Below are 24,469 nucleotides of genomic sequence, written 5' to 3'. Positions count from 1 at the left end.
ATGATCAAGGCCGCCATGCTGTTGAGGCAGGAACTGACTTGAGCCACTCCGCGACCGGGCCGACCTACCCACTGACCGAGGCCGCGACCGCGGGCGGGCCCGACGGATCCGACCGGCACCGTTACTGGACCGGCGTGCTCCGGCGGCGGTGGAGCATCGCCGCGATCACCCTGACCGCAATCGTCCTGGCACTGCTCATGACCCGCCTCGCCGCGCCCATGTACCGGGGCTCGGTGTTGCTGCAGATCGAGCACGCCGCCGCGGGCCAGGTCGACCCGACCGCCCCCACGAACGCCGACGGCCAATCGGCGTTTTACGGAACCCAGTTTGAATTGCTGCGCAGCCGCGCGCTCGCCCGCCGGGTGATCGACCAACTGGCGCTGCGCGCGACACCGCGGCCGGTATTCGCTGAGCTGGCGGCCGGTGTCGGCAGTCTGTGGACCGGCCGGCCCCCGGAGCCGGCGGAGCTGGAGACGCTCTTTCTGGAACACCTGACGGTGACACCGGTCAAGGACTCTCATCTGGTGCGGATCGCATTCGACAGCCCGGTGCCCGACGAGGCCGCGGCGGTCGCCAACGCGCTCGCCGCGGGCTTCATCAGCGCCACGCGCGAGCGTGGCGACCAGGCCCGCGCGGACGCGCGGGCCGCGCTCGCGGAGCAGTCCCGGCAGGTTCAGGCCGACCTCGCGGCGGCCGAGCGGCGCCTGGCCGCTGCGACCAGCGCGGCGGAAGGCATCGACCCGGAGGCCCAGGCGCAGCTCCTGATGACCCGGCTGAGTGAACTGAGCCGGGAACAAGCCGCCGTCGAAGCCGCGCGCATCGCCGCGCAGGCGCACCACCAACAGTTGGCGCGGGAGGGACCGGCGCGCAGCGCCGAGGTCCTGGCGAACCCGCTGATCCAGACGCTCAAGGAACGCCAGGCGGAACTGTCCGCGCGCTATCAGGAGAAGTTGCAGGTCTATAAGCCCGACTACCCCAAGATGAAGCAGCTCAGGCAGCAACTGGACGTGATCGAGCAGCAGATCGAACAGGAATCCGCCGGCATTGGCGACGCCGCGCGCGCCGCTTATGAGACGACAGTGCGCCGGGAGACGCGGCTGGCCGCGCGCATCGACGCGCTCAAGTCAGAGGTTCTGGCCCTGCAAACCAGCGCCGCCCGGTACCAGGAACTGCAACGCGCGGTCGACACCCAGCGCGAACGCCATGCCGGACTCCTCGAACGCCTCAAAGCCATCGAGGCCAACCCCGGCAGCGCGCCCGGCACCATCGCCATCGTCGATGCCGCCCAGCCCCCGCGCACACCCATTGCTCCGCTGCTGTGGCACAACCTCGCCATCGCCCTCGCGATCGGCCTGTGCGGCGGGATCGCCTTCGCGGTCGTCAGCGAGGCCCTGGACGACACCCTGAAAACCAGCGCCGACACCGAACGCGGCGTCGGGGCGCCGGTATTGAGCCGGATTCCCTGGATGGCCGCGGGACACCAGGACCCGCATGGCGCCGTGCTCATCTGGTTGCCGCTGCGCGATCCTCGCGGCGCGGTGGCCGCGGCCTACCGGTCGCTGTGCGCCGCGCTGAACCGCGCCGGGGACGACGGCGCCCCGCGGGTCATCCACTTTTGCAGCGCCGCGGCCGGCGAGGGCAAGACCAGTTGCGCCGGTGCCACGGCCGTCACCTTCGCCCGGACCGGCAGCAAGGTCCTGTTGATCGACTGCGACCTGCGCCGTCCATCGATCCACCACGCCTTCAATCTCCCCAACACGCGCGGACTCGCCAACTGCCTGAGCGATGGCGCCGACCCGGCCGCGGTCGCGCAGGCCACCGCGGTGGCCGGACTCTTCGTGATCAGCAGCGGCCCACGCCCGCCGCATTCAGCGGCACTGCTCGGCACGGCCCGGATGACCGACCTGATCCGCGATGCCGCCCGGCGTTTCGACCAGGTAATTCTCGATGGACCACCGGTTGCGGGGCGCGCGGACGCCCTGATCCTGGCCGGTCTGGCCCAGGCGACCCTGATGGTGGTTGCCGCCTCGACGACCCGAGCCGGCGCGCTCACCGGGTCGCTGCGGCGGTTGCGCGGCGCCAATGCCAACATCCTGGGTGCCATTCTGGTCAAGTATCGGCGCGGGCCGGACGACGACGGGTCCGACGCGGCGTCCCCGCGCGGAGTCCTGACCGGCGAGCGCACGCGTCGAACGGCCCCATGAGCGCGTTCAGGCGCAAGACGCCACCTCATGCCGGAAGGGACCCGACGCCGGGTGCAGCGCTGCTGGTCCTCGCCCTCGCCTGCCGGGAAGCGCCACAGCGCTATGCGCACCTGCGCGATCCCCGGCGGCCGCTGCCGCCCTGTTTCAACCATCTGCCCAGCGCCTTGAGCGCCGCCCTGGCACCCGGTCAGGCCGCCGCCACCGCCGCCGGCTTGGGAACCGCGCAGGAGCGCCTGCGAACCGCGCTCATGGCCTTGATCCGCGAAGTTCTGCTGCATCCGGATGCCGATCATTACCGCACGCTGGGACTTCCCCGAACGGCCGATCCCGAGTCCATCGCGGCGCATTACCACGCGCTGGTCGGACTCTTTCACCCGGATCGGGCCGCCGACAGCCGCGCGGCCGACACGGCGCGACTCACCGCGCGACTTAATCAGGCCTATCGCTGCCTGAAGGACCCGATCGCACGACGAAACTATGACCGCGAACTGCTGAAAACAGGGTGGGTGCGGCACCGCTGGAGCACCGGGCTCGGGGTTCGGACAAGGGGCGGCGAACCGGGCGCCCGCCCCCGTGCCTGGCTGGTCGGCAGCACCCTCCTGCTGATGGCCGCCGTGCTGGCATTCGCGCTTGGCGGGCCGCGGCAGACACTGCGGATGGCCGAAACCAGCCCTTTGCAGCAGCAGGACACGCGGGTGACTCAGCAGACCCTTGGAGCCCCGCAGCGTCCGCTGCTTGACGCCCACGCGCTCCCTGAAGGCACGGCTGATCCAGGACCGGCAACGTCCGAGCAGGCGTGGGTCCCCAACGCGCCGCCGACCATGGGAACCAGGATTACCAAGGTCGTCGCTTCGCGGCTGCCGCCGGTCGCGCCGGTGAAGCGCCCGGAAGACCTGATCGAGCGCTTCCGGCGCCATTTCGCGGCCGGCGATCTCCCCGCCATCCTCCTACTGCTGGCCGATGATGCACGGATCACCAATCGCGGAGACACGCGGGCGCGGGACCCGGGGGCCGACTTCTTCGCGGTCGCGCTCAACCGGACGCTCCGGCTGACCGCACCACGTCTGGATCCGGGTGACGACGACCGCCGGTTCGCGGCCAACCTCGGCCTGCAACGGGCCAACGGGGCGAGACCGGCCGGCGAGATCCGTCTGGAACTGGAACGCGACGGCAGCGGCTATCGCATCGCCGCCCTGGTGTACCGCATCGACCCCGCGACCAAGAGCACGGGGCATTGATCCTGGAACGGCTCGCTTCCCGCACTCACTCCGGAACTGCTGCCGCGGCCGGGGTCGGCTCCGGATCGCCTTGCCGTCGGCGGATCACCTCGTAGAGCAGTTGTTCCACCCCGCCCAGCACCCGCTCCCAACTCATATGGAGCGCGGTACGGCGGGCGGCCTCGCCCAGTGCGCGCAGCCGGCCGCGATCCTGGATGGCACTCAGACCGGCGGCCACGAAGCCCGCCCGATCCCCCATGGGCGCCGTCACCCCGTTGACCCCGGAGACGATCGCCGCATGCGCCGCGGCATAGTCGAAAGCGACCACCGGCAGCGCGCTCGCCATCGCCTCGGTCACCACGTTGCCGAAGGTCTCGGTCAGACTGGGGAACAGAAACAGGTCGCCGCTCGCGTAGTGAGCGGCCAAGTCTTCGCCGACCCTGGCCCCGGTGCAAATGAAGCGGGGATGGTCACGGTGCAGACCGGCGAGTGCCGGTCCATCCCCGACCAACACGAAACGCGCCGACGGCTGCTGCATCTCGATTGCCGCGAAGGTCTCGCGTGCGAGCTCCAGATTCTTTTCCGCGGCGACCCGCCCGACATAGAGCACCGCCAGATCGTCCGGGCCGCAGCCCCAGGAGGCGCGCAACGCCTCCAGCCGCCGGGTCGGCGCGAACAAGGTGACATCCACACCGCGCCCGAACACCTGCACGTTGGTAAAGCCGGCCGCGGTGAGCTCCGCCCGCAGTTCCGCCGTCGGCACCAGGGTGGCGTCCGAGCGGTTGTGAAAATGCCGCAAGGTGTTGGTGATCTGCCGGGTCAGAAAGCCCAGTCCGTAATGCCGGCTGTACTGCTGAAACTGGGTGTGGAATCCGGTCACGGCGGGGACCCGCAACGCGACCGCGGCAGCCAGCGCCGCATGTCCGAGCGGACCCTGGGTGGCGATATAGATCAGATCCGGCCGCTGGCGACCCCAGAGTCGGCGCAGCCGCCAATAGACCGGCAACCCCAGGCGCAGCCCCCGGTAACCGGGGATCGGAACCCCGGGCACCAGGGTTTGTTCGATCGGCGCGGCAAGGTGCCCGGCGCGCTCTCCCGCTTGTCGCGGACGCACCAGATGCAACTGGTGACCGCGGTCCCTGAATCCCTCGACCAGATGGCGCATGGTATTGGCGACACCGTTGATCTCGGGCGGGTAGGTCTCGGTGACCACCGTCAACCGCAAGGGGGACTGCGACGCGCGCTCATTCATGGGAAGAATCCGCACTGATCCGGGCGGCCGTCTCAGCCTGCAAAGCGCCGGCACGCGCACCGGGACGGGGTGGCGCATCCAGCCCAGCCGCCTCCGGCAAGCCCAGGGCGGTGACGATCCGGCGCCGCGCAAGCGCCGACAGCGCGCGTCGCTGGTCCTCGACACGCGGCCAAATGGGCGGCAGGAACTGCACCTCGCAGACCAATCCGGGATGGCGCAGCACGCGCCACAGGTTGGTCAACAGGGCCTCGTCATCGACGAAGGCGATGTCCTGATCCGGCGTCGGATCGGCCCCGCGGTGATACAGGATGGCCACGGGCTGCACCCCCAGCCCCGGTTGCTGGGCAATGGCGAACAGCCGTGGGTAGAACCGGCGCACCCCCAGGCCGCGGCTGGTGGTGCCCTCGGGAAAGATGGCCAAGGTCTCCCCGCGCGCGATGCGCTCGCTGATCCGGGCGGTCACCGACTCGACCTGATTAGCGCCCCGCGCGATGAACAGCGTGCCGACCAGATCGGACATCCAACCGATCAGGGGCCAGCCGCGGATCTCCGCCTTGGCCAAAAACGCCATGTGTCCCGAGGCGCCCAGGACCATCGGGTCCAGCCAGGAGACGTGATTGCACACCAAGAGGCAGCGGTCCGCGACCGCACCCACGGTGTTCACCCGCACCCCCAGCGCCCGGCTCATCCGCCCGTACCACCACTGCACCACCCCGGGCAGCCAGGCCGGTCGGCGACCCGCGCGGGACACCAGAGCGACCCCGCACAGGATCAGCACGCCGGTGATCACGTGCTCAAGAAAGCGCAAACCCCGCCACAGCGAGCGGAATATCCCAGCGCGTGCCGTCATGTGTCGAGTACCCCGATCCACCTGAAGTTGCACCGTCATTCCGGCAGGATGCCGGAACCCGGTGCCATGGATGGTACCTTGCCGCAAGCACGGACCTGCAAGAGAAGATGGAGCGCCCAACTAGGTCCCCGCCGTCCGTTCCAGGAAATGGCGCGCATAGGAAGGATTCAGATCTTCCATACGCAGCAACATCAGCACATCGGCCACCTGGAAATCCGGATCGCGACAGGCCTCACCGCAGACCTGGGCGCCCAGCCGCACATAGGCGCGCAACAGGGCCGGCAGGGGTGCATCGAGAATCGTATCGGCGACTGAAGTCGTGAGCAATGGCACGCGCGGCGTCACCCGCAACGACTCCGGGGCCAGCGCCTGACGACGCAGCCGGTTCATGATCGCCGCCGCCTGCACATCCCCCTCACCCAACGGGAAACTGGCGCAGCCGAACAGATAATCAAACCCGTGGAGTTGCACATAACCGGCCAGCCCCGACCACAGCACGGCGATGGCCGACCCCTGGCGGTGCGCGGCGGCGATACAGGTCCGCCCCACCTCGAGCTTGCGGCCCGGCAGCGCGGGGATGGGACCCAAATCGAACTCGCTCGCGGAGTAGAACCGCCCCAGGCGGGCGGCCTGGTCGTCGGTCAGGATGCGCGTGCAGCCCACCACCTGACCAGTCCCGGAATCCCGCACCAACAGATGTTGGCAATAGGGGTCCAAGCCATCCACGTCGAGACCAGCCCGCGCGGAATGCAGTTGCGCGCCCAACTCCTGCGCAAAGACCTGGTACCGCAAGGCTTGAGCCTCGCGCACCTCGTGCTCGCTCGCGGCGAGTTCCACATACAAGCGATCACCACGCTTGGCGGCCAGGGCAGACGCGAACGCAACCATCTCACACCCTCGGGGCTGACGAAAGACACCAAATGAAGAGACGAGTAGGATAATTCGCAACTGTTGCGGAGACATGTTGGAGCGATGACGATGTGGTGACCGGACCTGGCCGCTTGGTGAATCACGCGAAGGCCGAGCAGCGGGACCTCAGCCGCGGCTGCGCTTGCTTTGAGACGCTGTCCTTGACACGTCCGTGATTCCGCCGTACATACTTAAGTACCAACAGGAGATCCCACATGCAAGCCGCATCCAACCGCACCGCCCGCCTCGAAGCACGGATTGCGCCCGAGGCACTGGTTCTGGTCAAACGTGCCGCCGAGATTCAGGGGCGCAGCGTCAGCGATTTTGTCGTCGCCGCCGCGCAGGAAGCCGCGTGTCGCGCCATTGAGGAAACCAGCATCATCCGACTGTCCGCGGAGGATCAGCGGCGCTTCGTCGATGCGCTGCTCGATCCCCCGACCCCGACGGCTGCGCTGCTGCGTGCCCAAGAGGCTCACGCCCGACTGTTCGGTTCAGAGTGACGGCGCCGTTTCGACTCGAGCCGCTGGGGCCCCACCATGACCGGAAAGGCTTTGCCTGTGGCGTCGAGGCACTGGATCAGTACTTCGCAGAGCGCGTCACCCAGGATATGCGCCGCCGCCTGACGGCCTGCTATGTCGCCATTGAGGCCGCAACGTCACGGGTTGCCGGGTACTACACGCTGGCCGCCGCGGGCATTCCCTTGGGCGACCTGCCGCAGTCCATTGTCAAGCGTCTGCCGCGGTATCCGTCGATACCCGTGGCCAGGCTGGGTCGCCTCGCTGTCGATCAGGACTATCGAGGTCGACGTCTCGGCAGCGCCATGCTCTGGGATGCGATCACACGGGCCGCGCGCTCAGAGGTGGCGGTCTTTGCCCTGGTCGTCGATGCCAAGGATGCGCAGGCCGAGGCATTTTATCGTCACCAGGGGTTTTCATCTCTTGGCCTGGTTCCAAGGCAACTCTTCCTGCCACTGAAGGATGTCGCGAAATAGTGCCGCCTGCACCGAACCGACGGCGCCTTGCCTTGCCAAAATTTGCCATCGTGGCTACGCTGACGACATGACTACCATAAACTCTCCTTGCCCGACGCGCTCAAGTCATAATGTGAACGAGCAGGTCGCCGGGCGCCGCTTCGGCACCAGCAGTGAGTAGGTGCGCGACCTGATCCGGCGGGACCAGGATCGGCAGCGTTTGCGCGGCTCCTCGCGGGCGCCGACTCCGCCCCGACGGCACCCGCCGACCGGGCCTATTTCGAAGCCCCGCGGGCTCGCGCCGGCCAGTGCTCCGCTGAGTGACCGGCAAGCCCGTCATCCCGCGCGAATGGGCCGTGCGGGATGTCGAGGCGATCATCGACGACTGTCTGGCGGCGGACGCCGCGCCGGCCGCACTGGGCTTCATTGATACAAATGTATCATCGAAGCAACCAGGGCAAGACCGAAGCCCATCATCGGTTGTTGACGACCATGAAACAAGACGATCTTCTGCAACGCATCACCAGCCGCCCCGATGTATTCGGCGGCAAGCCGATCGTTCGCGATCTGCGCATCTCGGTGGAATTGGTCTTGAGCTTATTGGCGCAAGGCGAATCCTCCGCCGCGATCCTGGAGGACTACCCCGATCTGGATCAGGCGGATATCAATGCCTGTCTCGCTGTCGGTACCGAGCGTATCCGGATCTCCCGAATGCCGCCGGACTCCAAATGACAACCGCGAGGAATCCTATATGGCCCGCGTGGGCCTAATCCCCGCGAGCGCGGGGGAACCGCGAAGTCGTGCGGGGCGGCGATGCGGCCTTGATCGTCGTTCCGGCGACTGGAGGTCGAGGCTTTAGCCGGTCCGGCGCGCAAGCACCACTGATTTTCTTTGAGATCTCGGGAATCGCCACAGGCTAAAGCCTCGACCTCCAGTTGCGGACAGGCCGTCGCCGGCCGGAACGATGATCAAGGCCGCCACTCACCGCCCCCGCAGCGCCAGCCGTTCGATGGTCTGACGCAGTAACTCGGGGCTGACCGGTTTCGCCAGGAAGTCGACCATGCCGGCCTCCAGACAGGTCTGCTTGACATCTTCGGACGCGTTCGCCGTCAGAGCGACGATGGGCAGGGGCTGTCCCAGCGCCTGCCGGCGATACGCTTGCGCGAATTGAATACCGTCGAGTTTCGGCATACGCAGATCGACGATGGCGATGCCATAGCCCCCTTGCAAGGCTTCACGCAGGGCCTGCTCACCATCCTCGACCAGGGTGAAGGCGATTCCCATCTTTTGCAGGAAGGCCGTGATCACCTTGGCGGCAATCGCATTGTCCTCGGCGACCAACACCCGGATACCGGCCAGGGTCGCCGGATCGCCCCCGCCGAATCCGCGGTTCTCCTGGTAACAGGGATGCGCCGCGCGCACGAGCCCGAGCAGCGCCTCGACGGCATCGACCAGGTCCCCGGCAAGAAAGGGCTTGCTCAAGCAGCGCGCCGCGGTGCGCGGCACCTCGGGGCGTCGTGCCGCGTAGGTGAGAAAAAGGCAGGGACATTCATAGCCCAACAGGCTGCTGATCTTGGCGCGAGCGGCATCCAGCGCGAACCCGCGCGGCCGGTCGCCGATCACGAGAAAGTCCAGGTTCGCGGCCCCCGACGCCAAGGCGCTGACATCCACCGGGTCGGCCAGGCCCTGGCAGGTGACACCCTCCCGACGCAGCACCTCGCAGACCAGGTCGCGGTGCGTTTGGTTGGCTTCGATCACCAACCCGCGCCGTCCTTGCAGGCGCGCCGATGGGGCGGGCGGCGGGGGCAGCACACCTCCCAGCAACGGCAGCCGCACCCGGAAGCGGCTGCCCTGACCATCGACGCTCTCTACCCCGATGGTACCGCCCATCAGGCGTGACAACTCCAGCGCGATGGTCGTGCCGAGACCAGAGCCGCCGAAGCGGCGGGTGGTGGACTCATCGGCCTGGCTGAAACTCTCGAAGATCTGCTCGAGCTTGTCGGCCGGGATGCCGATCCCGGTATCCTCGACCTCCAATAACAGATGCGGCTCGCTGATCCCCTCCTCCGCGGGCCGCACCAGTACCCGGACCCGGACTTCGCCTTCTTCGGTAAACTTGACCGCGTTACCCACCAGGTTGAACAGAATCTGACGGACCCGTAACTGATCGCCCACGACAGTCTGGGGAACATCGGGCGTCACGATACAGATCAGTTCGACTCCCTCGGCCAAGGCGAGACTCTCAAGCACTCCGCAGACCTCCCGCACCACCGCGCGCGGACTGAAGGGGACCTGCTCCAGGGTCAGTCGTGCCGCATCGATCTTGGAGAAGTCCAGGATATCCCCGATCAGGGCACCGAGCACATTGGCCGAATTGGAAATGGAGAGCAGGTAGTCGCGCTGCTCGGCGTCGAGCGTGGTGCTCTTGAGCAACTCGGTCATGCCGATCACACCGGTGAGCGGCGTGCGCAGTTCATGGGTCATGAAAGCCAGAAAATCGCCCTTGGCCTTGTTGGCGCGTTCCGCCTCGTCCTTGGCCCGCTGCACCCGCCGCAACAGCGCGAACTGATAGAGCGGCAGCAGCAACAGGAAAAAGAGGAAAAAGACCGCTTCATAGGTATGGCGCTGCCACTGACCCAACGCGGTCAAGACCAGGCTGTAGGCGATCACGGCCTCGGCGGAGGCCAGCACCAGATGACTGGTTCCATAGCGGGTCCCGGCCGAGATGAAGATCCAGATGTAGAGCAGATAGAAGGGGCTGATCGCCTCACGGGTGACAAAAATCGCCAGGCTGATGGCGACAATATCCAGCGACAGTGCAACATAACGCCGACTCGGCCAATCGGGACGGACCAGGACGCTGGCGAAGACGGCGGCGTTGATCAGCACAAAAATACTAAAAACTGTAATAAAATAAGGGATATCGACCTTGTAATAACCGGTGATGGCGGCCAGCGAAATATAGCCGGTACCGAAGGTCCAGACCGCGAACCGAACCAGGGCGGATTGGAACTCGGGGTTTGCCCGCATCCCCTCCGGAAGACCCAGATCACCACGCTTGGGTGCCATCGCCATGCTTCGCTACTCCGCCGGCGAACGCCGACGCCGGGCCGCAAAGAACGGCCCATGCGCAGCGACACCTGTTGTTGTCATTGTTTGATCAAGAGCGCCTACCAACCCCGGCGACCCCTTCCCGACCTGGAAGGTCCCGGTCAACCGATCCAGGCACCGTGACGGCGCGGCGCCAAGGCCCTGTTACCGGTTAGAACCCGACAAATTTCCACTGGCACTCGGCCCCCAAACTCATGGTATATTAGCTAATCCTTCTCGAACGACAACGACCAAGCACCGACCAAAACCCCGGCGAGCGCGCCTCACCAGGTGCCTGGGGCCGTGTAAATTAGGCCGGACCTGAGAGAACAAGGGGAGAACGCCATGTCCAAGAAACACCCGATTGTCGCCGTCACCGGCTCGTCCGGCGCCGGTACGACCACCGTCAAGCGCGCTTTCGAACACATTTTTTATCGAGACGGCATTACTGCCGCGGTCATCGAGGGTGACAGCTTTCACCGGTACGACCGTGCCGCCATGAAGGTCGAGGCCACCCGCGCCGCCGCGGAACACCGCAACCTGAGTCATTTCGGCCCCGAGGCCAACCACTTCGAACTGCTGGCGGGGCTATTCCACAGCTACGGCGAGACCGGCACCGGCAAGAAGCGGTATTACATCCATAGCGACAGCGAGGCCGCGGAGCAGAACGCCCGGCTCGGCACCCAACTGACGGCCGGTCAGTTCACGCCGTGGGAAGATCTGCCGGACAACACTGATTTGCTCTTCTACGAAGGCCTGCACGGGCTGGTCGTCACCGAGGAAGACAATGTCGCCGCCCATGTGGACTTGGGCGTGGGCGTGGTGCCCATCGTGAATCTGGAATGGATCCAGAAGATTCACCGTGACAACCTGGAGCGCGGCTACTCGGCCGAGGCCATCGTCGACACCATCATGCGGCGCATGCCGGACTACATCCGCCATATCACGCCCCAGTTTTCACTGACCGACATCAACTTCCAGCGCGTCGCCACGGTCGACACCTCCAACCCGTTCATCGCGCGCGACATCCCCACCGCCGACGAAAGTTTCGTCATCATCCGCTTCAAGGAGCCGGAGAAACTGGAAGTCAGCTTCCCCTACCTGCTCTCCATGATCAAGGACTCCTTCATGTCGCGGCGTAACAGCATGGTGGTGCCCGGCGGCAAGATGGGGATGGCGATGGAGATCATCCTGCAGCCGATCATCGAACGCATGATGGATGCGCGACGGGTCTAGCGGAGCCTTCCCGCAAACCTCAAAGGCATCGCGAGCACCGGAGTCCTGGCGGGACGCCGGGCTCGGGTGCCTGGGATGACGACCCGGCGGCGCACCCGGATGCTGCCGCCTACTGAATCGCAAACTTTGCCGCCGAGGCCGCCGCGATCAGCCACACCGCCCCGCTCACCTCGCGCCGGCGACCGGCGAGCGTCTTGACCACCGCATAGACGATGAACCCCAACCCGATGCCGGCGGCGATCGAGAAGGTGAACGGCATCGTCAGCGCCGTCACCACCGCCGGCAGCGTGTCGGTCAGATCATCCCAGTTGAGATCCCGCAGTGCCTGTGCCATCAGGCAGGCGACGAACACCAGCGCGGGCGCGGTGGCGAAGTCGGGCAGCGCCATGGCGAGCGGGGCGAAGAAGAGGGTCGCGAGGAACAGCACGCCGGTCACCACCGCCGTCAGCCCGGTGCGCCCGCCGGCCTGGATGCCCGCCGCGCTCTCGATGTAGCTGGTGACGGTGGAGGTACCGAGCGCCGCGCCCAGCATGGCGCCGCCCGAATCCGCCGTGAGTGCCTCTTTGAGCCGCGGCACCGTGCCGTCCGGCCGCATCAGCCCGGCGCGGTGAGTGACCGCGATCAGGGTGCCGGCGTTGTCCAGCAGGTCGACCAGGAAAAAAGTCAGCACGATACTGACCACGCCCAGGCTGAGCGCGCCGGGGATGTCCATCTGCAGCAAGGTGGGCGCCAGGGAGGGCGGCATGGCCATCACGCCGTGAAAAGTGGTCAGCCCGAACGGGATGCCGGCCGCGGCAGTCGCCAGGATACCGATCAGCACCGCCGTGGCCAAGCCGCGCGCCGCCAGTCCGGCCATCACCAGGAAGCCGGCGCAGGCGAGCAGCGTCGCGGGGTTACCGAGCTGACCCAGAGTCACGTAGGTAGCCGGGCTCGCCGCGACCACGCCCATATGCTCCAGCCCGATCAGCGCCAGGAAGAAGCCGATGCCGGCACCGATCCCCAGCTTGAGCGACAATGGAATGGCATTGATCAGCCATTCGCGCAGGCGCAGCAGCGAGACGATCAGGAATAAGACGCCGGACAGGAAGACCGCACCCAGCGCGACCTGCCAGGGCACCTGCATGCCGCCCACCACGGCGAAAGCAAAATAGGCATTCAGCCCCATACCGGGCGCCAGCGCCAGCGGGTAGTTGGCATAGACCCCCATGACGATCGAGGCGATGCCGGCACCCAGGCAAGTCGCCACGAACAGTGCTCCCTGGTCCATGCCGGTGGTGGCCAGGATGCTCGGGTTGACCGCCACGATATAGACCATCGCGAGCCAGGTCGTGAAGCCGGCGAGAATCTCGGTCCGGACCGTGGTTCCGGCCTCGCGCAGGTTGAACACGCCTAACGCCCCGGCCCCGCCCGATCCACCCAGCCGCCGCGGCAGCCCAGGGTGCGCGTGGGCGCCGCGCGGATCAGGTCTCCCAAGGTCGACTGGTCGGTGATCACGCCCTTGAGCCCGATCCGCAACTCAGTGATCTGCCCCGCGGGGTCACATTCCAGCCGCACCCGTTCCCCGGTGCCGGGGCCGAACGCACGGTCGAAGGCGTCGCGCACCTGCTCGGCGCGCAGCCGCCGGCCGATGCTCGCTTCGAAGAGCGTCCGCACGTCGGAGGCATTGAGTTGATCGAGCAGGGCCAGCGAGTGACGAAAATAGGTGTCCGCATCCGCGCCGTAACAGGTTCCGTGTTTGAGCCACTCGTGGCGCTCCAGCGCGGAGAGCGTCCCCGGCATCCGCTGTTCCAGCGCGCCGCGGGTGACGGGTTTCAGGTCCGGCGTGGGCAACCGCTGCCAGTCTCCGGATTCCGAATGCTCCCGCTGCGGCCGCTCCACCCCACAGTAGGCGCGGCCGATCGGCTGCGGCCAGAGTCCGTGGAGCGAGAACTGCCTGGCATCGGCGCGTGTCGGGGTCTGACCGCGACATTCGGGCCGACCCTGGCGCTGCTCACAGAAGGCCGGCTGCCAACTCGCCGCCAGCACGAACTGTTGGTCCATGCCGCCGGTCCTGGTCGGTGCGGACACTGGTGCCGATGCCGCGTCCGGCCCCCGCGGAGTATCAGTGACCGCCGGGGCGAGCCGGCCACACGCAACCTCCACCCACCGCTCCCGCGGACGCGCGGACTCGATGCGCACTTGGTAATGCGTCGGCTCCGCCCGATTGCGTGCGACGACCCGATAGGTCTCACCGGGGACCAGGCGGACTTGACCCGGATTTTCCTGATGTTTGGTCGAGATCCCCGCGGGACAGTCCCGTTCGGCAATCAGCCCGGCCGAAAAGGGTTCGGCCAAGCCGACCAGCGGCCAGCAGCAGAGCAAGGCAGTCAGCAGGCACGGCACGTGCATTGGACGGTCCTCGGATAGGGCGCCTTTCCATCCGGAAAAGGCGAAGGATCGCGGGTCAGCACCCGGCGATCCGGAAACCGCGATGCTCGCCCAAGCGCGTCGGGTTGGCAACCACTTCAAGCCCCGCCCGATCACCGGGCGCGAGTGATCCGGCACCTGCCGGTGCATCCTGCGAACCACGGCCTGATCTGCCGTTGAATCCCTGCTACTGTTATGCTTAATTAACCAAACCGATCGCTGGACCAGACCTGGCGCCGCCTGCCGCCTGAGGTGAGTCTCGATGTTCAAGAATCTGCACCTCTGGGCCAACATCATGCTGGGGATGGGCCTAGCGATCCTGCTGGCGGTCAGTGCCCAGGGCTACGGCAATCTGCTCAGCCTGCGCGAGGTGATCCTCACGGCCGAGCGCGCCGAATTGCGCCAATCGATGCAGAGTCTGATCGCCGGGGTGGCGGCCGAAACCCGGTTGGCGCAGGCGCTCAGCGCCCTGGTGGCCAACCTGCCGGAGGTGCAGAGCCATTTCGCCGCCGGCGACCGGGCCTGGCTGCAGGCCACCCTGTTGCCGCCCTACCAGGTTCTGGCGAAGGACTACGGCGCGGTGCAGTTCCAGTTCCATACCCCGCCCGCCACCTCCTTCCTGCGCCTGCACCTGCTAGACAAGTTCGGCGATGACCTGTCGGCCATCCGCAAATCGGTGGTGGAGGCCAATAACACCCGCGCCCCGCAACGCGGTCTCGAGGTCGGGGTCGCCGGGCTCGGTGCCCGCGGGATGGTCCCAGTCTTCGACGGCGGGCAGCATCTGGGTGTGGTCGAATTCGGCATGTCGTTCGGCCAGCCGTTCTTCGATGCATTCAAGGTCAATTTCGGCGTCGATGCCGGACTGCATCTGGTGAGCGACGACACCATCGAGACCTTCGCCACGACCTACGGCAAGCGGGCGCTGCTCGCCCCCGCCGTGCTGCGCGCGGCGCTGGCCGGGGAGCCGCAACTAGTCGAAATCACGGTTGACGGCCGCCAACTGGCGGTCTATGCCGCGGTCGTTCGCGATTATTCCGGTACGCCGCTCGGGGTGGCCGAGGTAGCGCGGGATCGGTCGCTTTATCAGACCGCCATGTCCGACGCCACCACGCAAGCCCGGCTGAGCGGCGGGCTGGCCCTGCTTGTCGGCGTGGGGATCGCGCTGCTGACGGCGCGGGCACTGAGCCGGCGGATTCGACTGTTGACCCAGGGGGTCCAGCGGGTTGCGGCCGGCGATCTCAGCCATGACGTCCCCGCCGGGGGCAAGGATGAACTGGCTGAACTGGCGCGCGCCGCCAATGCGATGCGCGGCCATCTGCATTCGCTGGTGGCGGAGGTGGATACCAATGCCGCCGCGGTGCATCGGGCCGCCCAGGAAATCGCCCAGGCGGTCGATGGCCAGGCCGCCAATTCGACCGAGATGTCCGCCTCGGTGGCGGAAATCACCTCCACCATGGAGGAGCTGTCCGCGTCCTCGACGCAGATCGCCGAGTATTCCGAATCAGTGGTCGAGGTGGCCCGGCGCACCTTCGATCAAAGCCGCGCGGGTGCGCAGGCGATGCAGCGGCTGGCCGACCGGATGGGGGCCATCCGCGGCGACAGCCAGAGCGCACTGGCCGACATCGTCGATCTGGGGCACAAGTCCAAAGAAATCTCCCGGGTCATGGAGATCATCGACACGGTGGCCGATCAGACCAAATTGATTGCATTCAACGCCGCGCTGGAGGCCGCCTCGGCCGGTGAGTCCGGCAAGCGCTTCAGCGTGGTGGCGGCTGAAATCCGCCGCCTGGCCGACTCGGTCACCGAGTCCACCAGCGAGATCGAGACCAAGGTCGGCGAGATCCAGGAGTCGATCAGCCGCCTGGTGGTCACCTCGGAGAAGGGCAACACGGGCATCGCGCAGGGAATGGCCGAATCGGCCCAAGCCGCGGAGTTCCTCAACGCCCTGGTTGCCGATGCCGGGCAGACCACCAGCGCGGCTCAGCAGATCAGCCTCTCCAGTCAACAACAGCGCACGGCCAGCACCCAGGTGGTGGTGGCCCTGCGCGAGATCGTCACCGCCAGCGCCGACACCGCCGGGTCCGTGCGGCGCATCGCCGCCATCGCTCAGGCGATGACGCGGCTCTCCGCGGGACTCAAGGGCCAGGTCGAAGGCTTCAAACTGAATACGCCCGGCCATCCTGATGACGCCGCGGCAACGGACGCGTCTGCCGCACGGGCAGCAGCAGACCGGCAGGCCGCCGCCGGACCGGCGAGCGTCGGCTGATGGCCGCCGCGCGGCACGAGGGACCGGTGCGGGTGCTGGTGGTGGACGACAGTGACACGGCCCGCGGTCTGCTGCGGGCCATGATCGAGGACGACCCGCGGTTGACGGTCTGCGGCGAGGCGGCTGACGGTCAGTCCGCGGTGGAGCAGGCGGGCCGTTTGCGTCCCGACCTCGTGACCATGGACCTGCGCATGCCGGTCATGGACGGGATGCAGGCCATCGCCGAGATCATGGACCGCTGTGCCACCCGTATCCTGGTCGTCTCGGACCTCACCGATGCCGCCCAGGCAATGGCCGCGGTCGCCCGCGGCGCACTCGATGCCATCCCCAAACCCGACACGGACGCCGGGCCGGCCTTCACCGCGCGGCTGCGGATGCTGGCCGGCGTCCCGGTGATCCGGCATTTGCGCGCGCGCCACCCGGGGGCCGCCGCCGCACCCGACCGCAGGCCCGACCACCCCACGACCATCCCGCCCGGTCACCCGGTGATCGCCATTGCCGCGTCGACCGGCGGACCCCAGGCCTTGGCCCAGTTGTTGCCGGTGCTGCCGCCGGGGCTCATGGCCCCGGTCCTGATTGCCCAACACATCTCCGACGGCTTCGCCGCGGGCATGGCTCACTGGCTCGACGATCTTTGTCGGTTACCGGTCGAAGTGGCGCGCGACGGCGATCAACTGGTACCCGGCCGCATCTATGTGGCCGACTCCAGCAGCCACCTGACGGTGCTGGCGGGACGCACCATCCAGCTCTGTCCACGCCTGGAGGGCGACCGCTATCGCCCGAGTTGCGACCGCTTGCTCTGCTCGGTAGCCGCGACCGCCGGGCGCAGCGCAATCGGCATCATCCTTACCGGCATGGGCCGGGACGGCGCGCGCGGCATCGCCGCCATCGCCGCGGCCGGCGGCACCACCATTGCCCAGGACGAGGCGAGCTCGGTGGTCTTCGGCATGAATCGGGAGGCGATCATGGCCGGCGGCGTACAACAGGTACTGCCATTGACCGCCATCGCCGCCGAACTGATCCGGCTCGCCGGCCGCGGCATCGCCGAATGAACCTGACCCAGACCAAGGTGCTGATTCGGGAGCGGCTGGGGTTGCACTTCGACGGCTACCAAGAAGCTTGGCTGCAGCGTGCCGTCGAGGCGCAAATGGCGGCGTTGGGCACGACGGCCCCCGACGTCTACCTGACGCGCCTGCGCGAGGATGCGGCGGTCATGCAAGCGCTGACCAGCCTGCTGACCATCAAGGAGACCTATTTTTACCGCGAGCCTCACCATTTCCGGCTGCTCACCGAGCACCTTGCCCCGCGGCTGCTGCACACGCGCGACCCGAATGATCCGATCCGTATCCTTTCAGTGGGCTGCGCCACCGGCGAGGAGCCCTACTCCATCGCCATCGCCCTGCGCCAGCGCTGGGGTGAGCAGGCGGAACGGTGGTTTCAGATCAGCGCCGCCGATGTGGACGAACGCGCTCTGGAGCAGGCCAGGGGCGGACGCTACCGATCCTTTTCCTTCCGCGCCATGCCGGACGACCTGATCGCCCGCTGGTTCACGTCGGCGCCGGACGGCACCCGACTGATCGCCCCGGCGGTGCGTCGTCAGGTCCGCTTTCGCCCGCTGAACCTGCTCGCCGAGCCGTTCCCTGATGACCTCATCGGGCACGATCTGATCTTCTACCGCAATCTGTCGATCTATTTCGACGCGGCCACCCGCGCCGCCGTGCTGAATCGGCTGAGCGCGCTGCTGCGACCCGACGGCTACCTGATCGTCGGTACCGCCGAGACGCTGGCCAACGACCTCGGCGTGCTGCCGACACGGCACCATGAAGGGGTCTGGTTTTTTGCCAAGCAGTCGCCGGAGCGGCTTCCTGAACCCACCCGCGGTCGCGCCGCGACACCTGCCGGTACACTCCCGAACGGCTGGAGCGCACCGGCCGCGGAGGCACGCACACGCGGGGAAGCAACGTCCCGCCGCGCTGCACCGTCCGCCAACCCGGACTCGCTCGCGGACATGCGGACGCACCCGGATCCGCGCGTTGCCGATGGGAACGCCGCGCGGGTTGTCGCAACGCGACCCTACGCCGCGCCCACGGAGCAAGCCGCGGCGGCGATCCGACCGGCCGCCCGGCGCTACCAGGAAGCGCTCGGTCTGGCGCGTACCGAGCAGGTCGATGCGGCCCTTGCCTGCCTCGCCCCGCTCGGCGTCGCCGCCGCGACAGACCCCGAGTGCATGACCCTGCAAGCGCACCTGTTGCTGGAGCGTGGCGACCTGGAGGCCGCCCGGACCGCGGCGCGGCAGGTGCTGGACGCCGATGCCTGGTCAGTGGACGCGCTGGTCTTGCTCGGCCGCATCGCCCGCGCCCGGGGTGACCTGGACGAGGCTGTCGACGCGCTGCGGCGCGCCATCTACCAGCGTCCGGAGCATTGGCCGGCCCATTTCCAACTGGCCGAATGTCATCGCGATGCCGGCCGTGGCGATGCGGCACGGCGCGAATACCGGATCGTCCTGCGTCAACTGACCAACGCGCGAGCGGGCGTTGGTGCCGCACAGACCGGCCCGCTGCCGTCGGCGCTCTCGCTCACCGACCTGCGGCTGCTGTGTGAGGCACGCCTGCACGGGCTCGCGGACGCCGCCTGAGGCACCCGTCATGGCCCTGGATCTGAGCAAGTTCATCGGACGTTTCAGCGGCGAGGCACGGGATCACCTGACCCGGCTGACGACCGGACTCGCCGCGCTGGAAGCCCAACCGGATGACGCCGAGGCAATCAACGCGCTGTTTCGCTCCGCCCACACCATCAAGGGCTCGGCACGGATGCTCAAGCTCACCGGAATCAGCACGACCGCCCACCACCTGGAAGACCTGCTGGGCGCCCTGCGCGCCGGACACTATCGGGCCAACCCGACCGGCATCAGCCTGCTATTGACCGGAGTCGATGCGATCGCCGCCCAATTGGATCAACTGGAGTCGGTTGGTGGAGACCCACCGGCCGATCCGGCACTCTGCGACACCCTGGCGCGTGCGGCCGCCGCGGGGCTGGCGGCGCCGGCCACCGCGGACCTGATCGGGAGTGGCCAGTCTCCAGTCGATGCCACCCCCGACCAACCAAGCCCGGTCACGCCGCCGGCCGCCGCTGCACCTGCGCAGCACGCGCTCGACAGCGTGCGGGTTCCGTTGGCAAAGCTCGACGAGCTGATCCGTCTGATCGGCGAGGTGACATCGGTTCAAGTCCAACTGCGGCAGCGCGTTCTGGAGGCTCAACACCTGGGCCGGGCGGCACGCAAGCCGGCGGTCGGCGACGGCCGCGCACCCGGCGGCTTGGCCGACCCGGCGGCCGCGCAACGGTTCGCACATGACCTGCGCGATGATGTGCAAGCCCAGGAATTGCTGGTCGCCGGACTGCGCGAGCGGGCACTGGTGCTGCGCATGTTGCCGCTCGCCATGGTTTTCGATCCCGCCGCGCGGATGGTCCGCGAGCTGGCGCGCGCCCAAGGCAAGGAGGTGCGCTGCGAGGTACAGGGCGGTGAGATCGAACTCGACAGGCAACTGATCGAGGGGTTGGGCAGCGCCCTGATCCATGTGCTGCGCAACGCCGTCGATCACGGGATCGAGGACCCCGCGACCCGCCGGGCCGCCGGTAAGCCGGCGGTCGGACAGGTGCGGATCAGCGCGCGCCAGACCGGCGGCGGCGTCGTCCTCGAGGTCAGCGACGACGGCCGCGGCCTGAACCGCGAGCGGATCATTGCCAAGGCACTGCACAAGGGTCTGCTCGACCCCGCGCGGGTCGCCACGCTGACCGACGATCAGGTGTGGGAGCTGAGCTTTGCACCGGGCTTGAGCACCAGCGAGATCATCACCGACCTGTCCGGGCGCGGCGTCGGACTGGACGCGGTCAAACACACTGTCAACGATGTGCTGCAAGGTGCCGTATCACTCGTGAGCCGCACCGGTGAGGGCAGCACCTTCGCCTTCACGCTGCCGTTGTCACTGGCGGTGATGCGGGTGCTGGTGTTTGCCTGCGGCGGGCAACGGTTCGCCCTCGCCGCCCAGCATGTGGTCGAACTGCTGCGGGTGATGGCGCACGAGGCGATCACCCTGGCGGGACGCCCGGCGGTGGTACTGCGCAACGAGTTCGTACCGCTGATCCCATTGGCGGGACTGCTGGGTCTGCCACCCACTCCAGCCGCGCGGGACAGGGCCTCCGGAACCGTGCGACGGGGCGACGGGATGCGCCTCGTGGTCGTGATCGGGGTCCGCCAGGCCAAGTTGGGACTGATCATCGATCAACTGCTCGACGAGCGTGCGATGGTGATCAAGACGCTGCCCGAGCACATGCGCGGCTGCCCCTTGGTCGGTGGTATCGTAGTGACCGGCGACAATGCCCTGGTCAGCGTGCTGCAGGCGCCGAGCCTCATGGAGACCGCGCGCCGCACCCGCGGTGAGACCGCCGTCCAGGGTACGGCCGGCGCCGGCGCACGGCCGGGCCGGGATGAGCCCTGGCACATTCTGGTCGTCGATGACTCGTTCAATACCCGCGAGATCGTCAAGGATGTGCTGGAAGCCTGTGGCTATCGGGTGACCACCGCCGAGGACGGACTCGATGGCTGGCAGAAGGCCCTGGGTGGACGCTTCGATGCCGTGCTGACCGATGTGGAGATGCCTGGTCTCGACGGCTTCTCGCTCACCGCGAAACTGCGCACGCACGACCGCTACCAGGCCACCCCCATCGTGATCATCACCTCGCGTGAACAGGAAGAAGACAAGCGACGCGGGATTCAGGTCGGCGCCGACGCCTACATTGTCAAAGGCGATTTCGATCAATCCAGCCTGCTTGAAACCTTGCACAATTTGCTGGGGTGAAGATCATGCGAATACTTATTGTTGATGACGACCCCCTGGCCGGTGAATTGGCGGCGGCCGTACTGGAAGATGCCGGCCATGACTGCGTCCTGGCCGATAACGGGATCGCGGCGCTGGACCTGCTGGCGGCCGACGCCACCATCGAGCTGATCGTTTCGGACATGAACATGCCGTTGATCAGCGGCCTTGAACTGTTCCGGGAACACGGCGCCCAGGGCCGCGCGCGCCCCTTCATCCTGCTCACCGGCGACGACCCGGAGCCGCTGCACGCCCAGGCTCCGGGGCTGGCAGGGGTGCTGATGAAGGACGCGGCGCTGGAGGATAGGCTGCCGGCCTTGGTCGCGGCACTGGCCGTCGACCCGGCTGGTCTGGTGCAGGGGCGATCCGCATGATGCCGGATCTCAGGCGAAAACACTTCGTGCTCGGCTAGCGATTCGACGGCTATGACAGCACCATCGGACACCTTCAAGACCCGCAAGGCACGGCTGCGGTCCGCATTCCTTGCGCAGTTGCCGCAACGCATCAGCGAGGCGCGCTTGCGGTTGGCGGCGCTCCCGGACACCCCCGTGGAGCCGGAGGCACTAACCGGCTTGGCGCTGGTATTTCACACCATCAAGGGCAGCAGCGCCTCGTTCGGTCTGGCGGCAATCAGCGACCTGGCACGGCAAGCGGAAGATACGGTCCGCCATGCGCTCACCGCCGCCGAACCCATGTCGACGCAGGTGCGCGCAACCCTGGAGCGGACACTCGATCAGTTGGCGGTCCTCCAGGCGCGGCCCGCCGAGGAGACGAACGCGGCCGACCGGTTCGGCTTTGAGCCCCTGCCGGCCGCGGCCGAACCGGCAGTGGTCCATACCGGGCACGCCGCGCAGCGGCGCGCGAAACGGATCTATCTGTGTGATGACGACGGCGATCTTGGCCAGCAACTGTGTACCCAACTCGCCTGCTTCGGCTATCAGGTCACGGCACTGAGCAGTCTCGCCGAACTGCGCGCGGCCGTGGCGGCAGAAGCGCCGGCGGCGGTGATCATGGACGTGATGTTTCCGGAAGGCGAGCATGCCGGTCCGGCCGCGCTCACCGACCTCCATGAGACACTCGGGTACGTGGTCCCGAGCCTGTTCATCTCCAGCCGCGACGATTTTCAGGCGCGGCTGCAGGCGGTCAAAGCCGGCGGCAGCGCCTACTGCACCAAACCCGTGAAGACCACCGAGATGGTCGAGTTCCTGGATGCCCTGACCAACCGGGAGTCGCCCACTCCGTTTCATGTGCTGGTCGTCGATGACGAACCCAACATTGCCCGACTGCACGCGCTGGTGCTGGAGGAGGCGGGCATGACCACGACCATTGCCACCGACCCCGCCGCGGTCATCGACCTGCTCAAGGGATTCAATGCCGATCTGGTGCTGATGGACATGTATATGCCGCAATGTTCCGGCCCTGAACTGGCGCGGGTGTTGCGTCAGATGCCCGGTCACGTCAGCCTGCCCATCATCTATGTGTCATCGGAGACCGACCGTGAGCGCCAGTTCAGGGCACTCGAAGTCGGTGCCGACGGTTTCCTGACCAAACCGGTGGAGCCCGCGCGTCTGGTCAATGAGGTCAGTCTGCGTGCCGAGCGCATGCGCACCCTGCACGCGCTGATGGTGCGCGATGGCCTGACCGGGCTGTTCAACCACAACACCATCATGCAGTTCCTGGAGATCGGGGTCGCCAACGCCCGCCGCGACGGCCGCCCATTGTGCTTCGCCATGATCGATGTCGACCGCTTCAAGCGGGTCAATGATGCCTATGGGCATCCGGCCGGCGATCAGGTGCTGATGGCGCTGAGTCGGGGCCTGCGCCTGCGGTTACGGGAGTGCGACGTGGTCGGACGCTATGGGGGTGAGGAATTCGCGGTGGTGCTGCCCGGCGTCGAGGTGGAAGACGGCAAGGTCATCCTCGACCAACTGCGCACGAGTTTCGCCGAGGTCTTGTTCTATGCCGGCGATGCAACCTTCCGCTGCACCTTCAGTGCGGGGATCGCCGCCTTCCCCCAGATCGCGTCCGCCGACGCGCTGATCGAGGCGGCCGATGTGGCCCTCTACAGCGCCAAGGGGAACGGACGCAACCGGGTCGAGACCGCGTCCGCGAACGACCGCTCCCGGAGCCAGGACCCAATCGCCGCGGAGCACGCGAATGGGCAATGAGTCCAATGGGCGGACCCTTCCGCCAGGCGATGCGCCAATTGATACGCCAATTGATGCACTGGCCGCGGCACTGGAGCGCCGGCGCCGCGGCGATCAGGACATCGTCGCGGTCGATGTGCCCGGCGTGCAATGGGTGGTCTTCACCCTCAGCGGCCGGGCCTTCGCTTTTCCCGGTGCGCAGGTCGCGGAGATCCTGCCGCTCCCGCCCATTTACTTCGTCCCCGGCTGCCCGCCCGCACTCGAGGGGGTGATCGATGTGCGCGGCAACATCTGCTCGGTGCTCCGGCTCGGCGACCTGCTCGATAGTCCCCATGGACCACCAACGCGCCGCACCGCCATCCTGCGCGGCCGCGCGGCCGACATGGAGAGCGGGCTGCGGGTCGATGCGGTCGAAGACGTACTCGAGGTTGCGCCGGAAGCGCTCCTGCCCCCACCCGGCAACCTCCCGGAGCGGCTGCAAGGGCTGGTCACCGGGGTCTTTGAGCATCGCGGACAACTGGTCATGGCGCTGGACATGGAGCGGTTGTTCCGGTCATGGCGCGACGCCCGCCAGTGACACCTGGACCCACGATGTGACCGACATTGACCTGGTCGTGTTCCGCTGGAATGCACTGCGGCTGGGCGTCGCGGCCGGTCAGGTGCTTGCCATGGAGTCGACCCCCGACCCTGACGCGCCCTCGATCGGCGTTCTGCTGGGGTTACCGACGGGGGAAGGCCTACCGGGCGTCGTTACGCGAGCGGGGCCAGCTCGCCTGTTGCGTCTCGCCCACCCGGCCGGCGTGCTGCGCGTGCGCGTCCAGGAACCGGTTGTTCAAGTCCGGCTGCCGGCCTGCGCCATCCACCCGCTGCCGCCGCTGCTCGCCGCCAGGCTGCGCCTGCCCGGCATCCGTGCCCTGGCTTGGCAGCAAGGTCAGGAGCCGGGAGCGCTGATCATCATCCTTGATGTCGGTGGTTTGGCTTGCGACGAGCAGCCGGCAGCATGAACGCCTTCGCACCTGACATCCAGACAGACCCTTTCGAGATTTGC

20 protein-coding genes are annotated in these 24,469 nt (G+C 67.4%); 14 read left to right on the top strand and 6 right to left on the bottom strand.

Features of this window, described 5'->3' with window-relative positions; genetic code table 11:
* The first annotated feature begins 38 nt into the window (after window positions 1-38).
* Both A39O_RS0126900 and A39O_RS0126895 read left to right on the top strand, forming a co-directional pair.
* The gene (locus A39O_RS0126900) at window positions 39-2,204 is read left to right on the top strand and encodes a GumC family protein (RefSeq protein WP_020507762.1); all 2,166 of its coding nucleotides are present in this window, start codon (window positions 39-41) and stop codon (window positions 2,202-2,204) included.
* The gene (locus tag A39O_RS0126895) at window positions 2,201-3,442 is read left to right on the top strand and encodes a J domain-containing protein (RefSeq protein WP_026199767.1); all 1,242 of its coding nucleotides are present in this window, start codon (window positions 2,201-2,203) and stop codon (window positions 3,440-3,442) included. The genes A39O_RS0126900 and A39O_RS0126895 overlap by 4 nt, the downstream gene beginning before the upstream one ends.
* Window positions 3,443-3,467: 25 nt before the next feature.
* Here the strand turns inward: A39O_RS0126895 and A39O_RS35400 are convergent, their stop codons facing one another.
* The 3 genes from A39O_RS35400 to A39O_RS0126880 form a co-directional block, all read right to left on the bottom strand.
* Window positions 3,468-4,673 carry a glycosyltransferase family 4 protein gene (locus A39O_RS35400; RefSeq protein ID WP_020507761.1) on the bottom strand — a complete coding sequence of 402 codons (1,206 nt, stop codon included), beginning with the start codon at window positions 4,671-4,673 and terminating at the stop codon, window positions 3,468-3,470.
* Window positions 4,666-5,523: a lysophospholipid acyltransferase family protein gene (locus A39O_RS0126885; protein WP_020507760.1), complete on the bottom strand. Its 858-nt coding sequence runs from the start codon at window positions 5,521-5,523 to the stop codon at window positions 4,666-4,668. Before A39O_RS0126885 ends, A39O_RS35400 begins: the two co-directional genes overlap by 8 nt.
* Before the next feature lie 120 nt (window positions 5,524-5,643).
* Window positions 5,644-6,411 (bottom strand): GNAT family N-acetyltransferase, encoded by a 768-nt coding sequence (locus A39O_RS0126880; protein WP_020507759.1) that lies wholly within the window; start codon window positions 6,409-6,411, stop codon window positions 5,644-5,646.
* A gap of 236 nt (window positions 6,412-6,647) precedes the next feature.
* Between A39O_RS0126880 and A39O_RS0126875 the strand changes: the two genes are divergently transcribed.
* From A39O_RS0126875 to A39O_RS0126865, 3 genes are all read left to right on the top strand, one after another.
* Complete coding sequence (locus tag A39O_RS0126875; protein ID WP_020507758.1) at window positions 6,648-6,932, top strand: type II toxin-antitoxin system TacA family antitoxin; 285 nt, start codon at window positions 6,648-6,650, stop codon at window positions 6,930-6,932.
* Complete coding sequence (locus A39O_RS0126870; RefSeq protein WP_020507757.1) at window positions 6,929-7,423, top strand: GNAT family N-acetyltransferase; 495 nt, start codon at window positions 6,929-6,931, stop codon at window positions 7,421-7,423. Before A39O_RS0126875 ends, A39O_RS0126870 begins: the two co-directional genes overlap by 4 nt.
* A 471-nt stretch (window positions 7,424-7,894) precedes the next feature.
* The gene (locus A39O_RS0126865) at window positions 7,895-8,134 is read left to right on the top strand and encodes a DUF433 domain-containing protein (RefSeq protein WP_026199766.1); all 240 of its coding nucleotides are present in this window, start codon (window positions 7,895-7,897) and stop codon (window positions 8,132-8,134) included.
* 249 nt (window positions 8,135-8,383) lie between these two features.
* Here A39O_RS0126865 and A39O_RS0126860 read toward each other — a convergent pair whose 3' ends face one another.
* On the bottom strand, window positions 8,384-10,477 hold the full coding sequence (locus A39O_RS0126860) for an ATP-binding protein (RefSeq protein WP_245561989.1): 2,094 nt from the start codon (window positions 10,475-10,477) through the stop codon (window positions 8,384-8,386).
* 360 nt (window positions 10,478-10,837) lie between these two features.
* On the opposite strand from A39O_RS0126860, the gene A39O_RS0126855 reads away from it, so the two are divergent.
* Window positions 10,838-11,728 carry a phosphoribulokinase gene (locus tag A39O_RS0126855; RefSeq protein ID WP_020507754.1) on the top strand — a complete coding sequence of 297 codons (891 nt, stop codon included), beginning with the start codon at window positions 10,838-10,840 and terminating at the stop codon, window positions 11,726-11,728.
* A 109-nt stretch (window positions 11,729-11,837) separates the two neighbouring features.
* Here A39O_RS0126855 and A39O_RS0126850 read toward each other — a convergent pair whose 3' ends face one another.
* Together A39O_RS0126850 and A39O_RS0126845 are read right to left on the bottom strand one after the other, a co-directional pair.
* Window positions 11,838-13,115: an NCS2 family permease gene (locus A39O_RS0126850; RefSeq protein ID WP_020507753.1), complete on the bottom strand. Its 1,278-nt coding sequence runs from the start codon at window positions 13,113-13,115 to the stop codon at window positions 11,838-11,840.
* A 2-nt stretch (window positions 13,116-13,117) separates the two neighbouring features.
* Window positions 13,118-14,116 carry a ribonuclease T2 family protein gene (locus A39O_RS0126845; RefSeq protein ID WP_020507752.1) on the bottom strand — a complete coding sequence of 333 codons (999 nt, stop codon included), beginning with the start codon at window positions 14,114-14,116 and terminating at the stop codon, window positions 13,118-13,120.
* Between the two features lie 280 nt (window positions 14,117-14,396).
* Between A39O_RS0126845 and A39O_RS0126840 the strand changes: the two genes are divergently transcribed.
* The 8 genes from A39O_RS0126840 to A39O_RS0126805 are packed head-to-tail and all read left to right on the top strand — an operon-like array spanning window position 14,397 to window position 24,425.
* Window positions 14,397-16,400 carry a methyl-accepting chemotaxis protein gene (locus tag A39O_RS0126840; protein ID WP_020507751.1) on the top strand — a complete coding sequence of 668 codons (2,004 nt, stop codon included), beginning with the start codon at window positions 14,397-14,399 and terminating at the stop codon, window positions 16,398-16,400.
* Window positions 16,400-17,452, top strand: coding sequence for a chemotaxis-specific protein-glutamate methyltransferase CheB (gene cheB / locus A39O_RS0126835; RefSeq protein ID WP_020507750.1), 1,053 nt, complete (start codon window positions 16,400-16,402; stop codon window positions 17,450-17,452). Before A39O_RS0126840 ends, cheB begins: the two co-directional genes overlap by 1 nt.
* Complete coding sequence (locus tag A39O_RS37190; protein ID WP_020507749.1) at window positions 17,449-19,035, top strand: CheR family methyltransferase; 1,587 nt, start codon at window positions 17,449-17,451, stop codon at window positions 19,033-19,035. Before cheB ends, A39O_RS37190 begins: the two co-directional genes overlap by 4 nt.
* 10 nt (window positions 19,036-19,045) lie before the next feature.
* Window positions 19,046-21,256 (top strand): hybrid sensor histidine kinase/response regulator, encoded by a 2,211-nt coding sequence (locus A39O_RS0126825; RefSeq protein ID WP_020507748.1) that lies wholly within the window; start codon window positions 19,046-19,048, stop codon window positions 21,254-21,256.
* Between the two features lie 5 nt (window positions 21,257-21,261).
* Entirely contained in the window at window positions 21,262-21,648 is a 387-nt protein-coding gene (locus A39O_RS0126820; RefSeq protein ID WP_040528886.1) for a response regulator, read from the top strand.
* 51 nt (window positions 21,649-21,699) lie between these two features.
* Window positions 21,700-23,442 carry a diguanylate cyclase gene (locus A39O_RS0126815; protein WP_020507746.1) on the top strand — a complete coding sequence of 581 codons (1,743 nt, stop codon included), beginning with the start codon at window positions 21,700-21,702 and terminating at the stop codon, window positions 23,440-23,442.
* Entirely contained in the window at window positions 23,432-23,998 is a 567-nt protein-coding gene (locus tag A39O_RS0126810) for a chemotaxis protein CheW (protein ID WP_020507745.1), read from the top strand. The genes A39O_RS0126815 and A39O_RS0126810 overlap by 11 nt, the downstream gene beginning before the upstream one ends.
* Window positions 23,999-24,014: 16 nt before the next feature.
* A complete protein-coding gene (locus A39O_RS0126805) occupies window positions 24,015-24,425 on the top strand; it encodes a hypothetical protein (RefSeq protein ID WP_020507744.1) in 411 nt (136 codons plus the stop codon).
* The last annotated feature ends 44 nt before the right edge of the window (window positions 24,426-24,469 follow it).

The organism is Lamprocystis purpurea DSM 4197, from assembly GCF_000379525.1.
Taxonomy (GTDB): domain Bacteria; phylum Pseudomonadota; class Gammaproteobacteria; order Chromatiales; family Chromatiaceae; genus Thiodictyon; species Thiodictyon purpureum.
Note: the sequence above shows the minus strand (reverse complement) of the source record. Positions and strands in the feature narration are given on the sequence as shown.

Excerpts from the sequence above, each read along its gene's own strand:
- A39O_RS35400 (WP_020507761.1), bottom strand. The coding sequence starts at position 4,673 with ATGAATGAGCGCGCGTCGCAGTCCCCCTTGCGGTTGACGGTGGTCACC.
- A39O_RS0126875 (WP_020507758.1), top strand. The coding sequence starts at position 6,648 with ATGCAAGCCGCATCCAACCGCACCGCCCGCCTCGAAGCACGGATTGCG.
- A39O_RS0126810 (WP_020507745.1), top strand. The coding sequence starts at position 23,432 with ATGGGCAATGAGTCCAATGGGCGGACCCTTCCGCCAGGCGATGCGCCA.
- A39O_RS0126815 (WP_020507746.1), top strand. The coding sequence starts at position 21,700 with ATGACAGCACCATCGGACACCTTCAAGACCCGCAAGGCACGGCTGCGG.
- A39O_RS0126880 (WP_020507759.1), bottom strand. The coding sequence starts at position 6,411 with ATGGTTGCGTTCGCGTCTGCCCTGGCCGCCAAGCGTGGTGATCGCTTG.
- A39O_RS0126865 (WP_026199766.1), top strand. The coding sequence starts at position 7,895 with ATGAAACAAGACGATCTTCTGCAACGCATCACCAGCCGCCCCGATGTA.
- A39O_RS0126825 (WP_020507748.1), top strand. The coding sequence starts at position 19,046 with ATGGCCCTGGATCTGAGCAAGTTCATCGGACGTTTCAGCGGCGAGGCA.
- A39O_RS0126885 (WP_020507760.1), bottom strand. The coding sequence starts at position 5,523 with ATGACGGCACGCGCTGGGATATTCCGCTCGCTGTGGCGGGGTTTGCGC.
- A39O_RS0126845 (WP_020507752.1), bottom strand. The coding sequence starts at position 14,116 with ATGCACGTGCCGTGCCTGCTGACTGCCTTGCTCTGCTGCTGGCCGCTG.
- A39O_RS37190 (WP_020507749.1), top strand. The coding sequence starts at position 17,449 with ATGAACCTGACCCAGACCAAGGTGCTGATTCGGGAGCGGCTGGGGTTG.
- A39O_RS0126820 (WP_040528886.1), top strand. The coding sequence starts at position 21,262 with ATGCGAATACTTATTGTTGATGACGACCCCCTGGCCGGTGAATTGGCG.
- A39O_RS0126860 (WP_245561989.1), bottom strand. The coding sequence starts at position 10,477 with ATGGCGATGGCACCCAAGCGTGGTGATCTGGGTCTTCCGGAGGGGATG.
- A39O_RS0126855 (WP_020507754.1), top strand. The coding sequence starts at position 10,838 with ATGTCCAAGAAACACCCGATTGTCGCCGTCACCGGCTCGTCCGGCGCC.
- A39O_RS0126840 (WP_020507751.1), top strand. The coding sequence starts at position 14,397 with ATGTTCAAGAATCTGCACCTCTGGGCCAACATCATGCTGGGGATGGGC.
- A39O_RS0126895 (WP_026199767.1), top strand. The coding sequence starts at position 2,201 with ATGAGCGCGTTCAGGCGCAAGACGCCACCTCATGCCGGAAGGGACCCG.
- cheB (WP_020507750.1), top strand. The coding sequence starts at position 16,400 with ATGGCCGCCGCGCGGCACGAGGGACCGGTGCGGGTGCTGGTGGTGGAC.